General features: G+C 60.9%; 2 protein-coding genes. Both read right to left on the reverse strand.

The window, feature by feature from the left end; all coding sequences use genetic code 11:
* The coding region (dnaN, locus tag Q0L94_RS17710) for a DNA polymerase III subunit beta (protein WP_296755977.1) at window positions 1-831 on the reverse strand (831 nt) is incomplete at its 3' end.
* A gap of 179 nt (window positions 832-1,010) precedes the next feature.
* Window positions 1,011-2,346, reverse strand: a 1,336-nt coding sequence (dnaA, locus tag Q0L94_RS17715) for a chromosomal replication initiator protein DnaA (RefSeq protein WP_296755980.1), incomplete at its 5' end; no start/stop codon positions are given.

The raw sequence follows: 2,346 nt of genomic DNA on the forward strand, positions 1-2,346 counted from the left end.
GTTCGACAGGATCGCCGCGCGCTGCAGGGCCTGCACGACGTTCTGCCGGTTGGCCTTGAGGTGGCGCGGCTGGTTGACCGGGATGACGCGCTGGTAGTCGGGAAACTTGCCGTCGACGACCTTGGCCACGAGCTCGGTGCCGGGCAGGGTGATCGTGACCTGGTTGGCGCCGATGCGCAGCTCGACCTGCTCGTCCGAGTCGGCCAGGAGCTTGGACAGTTCGAGTACGGTCTTGCGCGGGATGATGACCTCGCGCGCCGCGCTCTCGGATTCGAGTTCGGTCTCGGCGTAACTCAGGCAGTGGCCGTCGGTGGCGACGACGCGCAGCTGCTTGCCGTCGAGCACCAGCAACATGCCGTTGAGGTAGTAGCGGATGTCCTGGCTGGCCATCGCGAACTGCACCAGTTGCAGCAGCCGCTTGAGCGTCTTCTGCGGCAGGCGGACGGGCTCGCTCAGTCCGCTGCCGGTTTCGACGCGCGGAAAATCCGCGGCAGGCAGCGTCTGCAGCGTGAAGCGCGACTTGCCCGCGCTCACCACCACCTGGCTGTCCTTGCTGTCGAGCTTGACCTTCGCCGAATCCGGCAGCGCACGCACGATGTCGAAGAGCTTGCGCGCCGCGATGGTGATCGCGAAGTCGTCGCCGGTCTCCGCATTGTCGAGCCGGGTGCTGACCTGCAGCTCGAGGTCGGTCGCGAGCACGGTGAGCGCGCCCGCCTTCCGTTCCAGCAGCAGGTTGGACAGGATGGGCAGGGTATGGCGCCGCTCGACGACCCCGACCACGGCGGAGAGAGAAGCAAGAAGGGCGTTGCGTTCGCTTTGTACTAATAGCATTTATATATTCCTGAGAATCATAATAAAGGCGGCCTGAAACTGGGGATAAGATTTTTTTTAAAATAAAAACAGTATGTTGTTGTTGTTTTATGGATGTGGGTAAAGTCTTGGCAAGGTGGGAGGAATGGGGATGGATTTTCCGTTCCCGGCGCTGGATCCGCTTTATCCACATTTCATCCTCAGCCAGTCAGGCTTTGTAATAACACCAGATAGTCGCGCCCGATGTCGGCTTCGGTCTCGCGCAACTCGGCTACCTTGCGGCAGGCATGGATCACCGTGGTGTGATCGCGCCCGCCGAACGATTCACCGATCTCCGGCAGACTCTGGTTGGTCAGCTCCTTCGCCAGCGCCATGGCGATCTGGCGCGGGCGTGCAAGATTGCGGGTGCGTTTCTTGGAGAACATGTCGGCCACCTTGATCTTGTAGAAGTCGGCGACGGTTTTCTGGATGTTCTCGATCGAGACGATACGCGATGTCGAAGCGATGAGGTCGCGCAGGGCTTCTTTCACCAGCTCCAGGGTGATCGGCTTTTCGTGGAAGCGCGAGAATGCGATCACTCGCTTTAAGGCGCCTTCGAGTTCGCGTACGTTGGAGCGCACCTGCTTGGCGATGAAAAAGGCGACGTTCTCGTCGAGCTTGATGTTTTCTGCCTGCGCCTTGGCCAGCAGGATGGCGACCCGCATTTCCAGTTCCGGCGGCTCGACGGCGACGGTCAGACCCCAGGCGAAGCGCGATTTCAGGCGATCGTCCAGTCCGCTGATCTCCTTGGGGAAGGTGTCGCAGGTGATGACGATCTGTTTCTTGTTCTCGATCAGCGAATTGAATACGTAGAAAAACTCTTCCTGGGTGCGGTCCTTCTTGGCCAGGAACTGGATGTCGTCGATCAGAAGAAGGTCGAGCGACATGTAGCGGCGCTTGAGGTCGTCGAACTGCTTGTTGAGGTAGGCCTTGACCACGTCGTCCACGTAATCGTTGGCATGGATATAGCTGATACGCGCATCCGGCGTGGCCAGGCGCACGGTATTGCCGATGGCCTGCAACAGGTGTGTTTTGCCTAGCCCCACGCCGCCGTAGACAAACAGGGGGTTGTAGGCGACGCCTGGATTGTCGGCAATCTGCAGTGCGGCGGCGCGCGCCAACTGGTTGGCGCGGCCGGAAACGAAGTTGTCGAAAGTGAATCCCGGATTGATGCGCAGGCCAAGCTGGACAGGGGCTGCAGCGCTGGCCGGGAGCGCGGCGGAAGGCGCGGCGGACAGCGCTGCGGAAGGCGCGCGCGGCGCGCTGGTTTTTTTGCCGAGCGCGTAGGTAATGGCAACCGGGCGGGCGTAAAACTCCTGCGCCCAGACATCGATGTGCTCGGCGAATTTCTCGCGTACCCAGTCCATCACGAAATGGTTGGGCGCCAGGATGCGCACCTCGCCGCCGGTGTCGTCAAATACCAGGGGCTTGATCCAAGTGCTGAATTGCTGCTGGGTCAGGTTGGCGCGAAAGCGCTCTTGGCAAAGGGCCCAGAAG

The sequence above is a fragment of the Thiobacillus sp. genome, assembly GCF_024708915.1.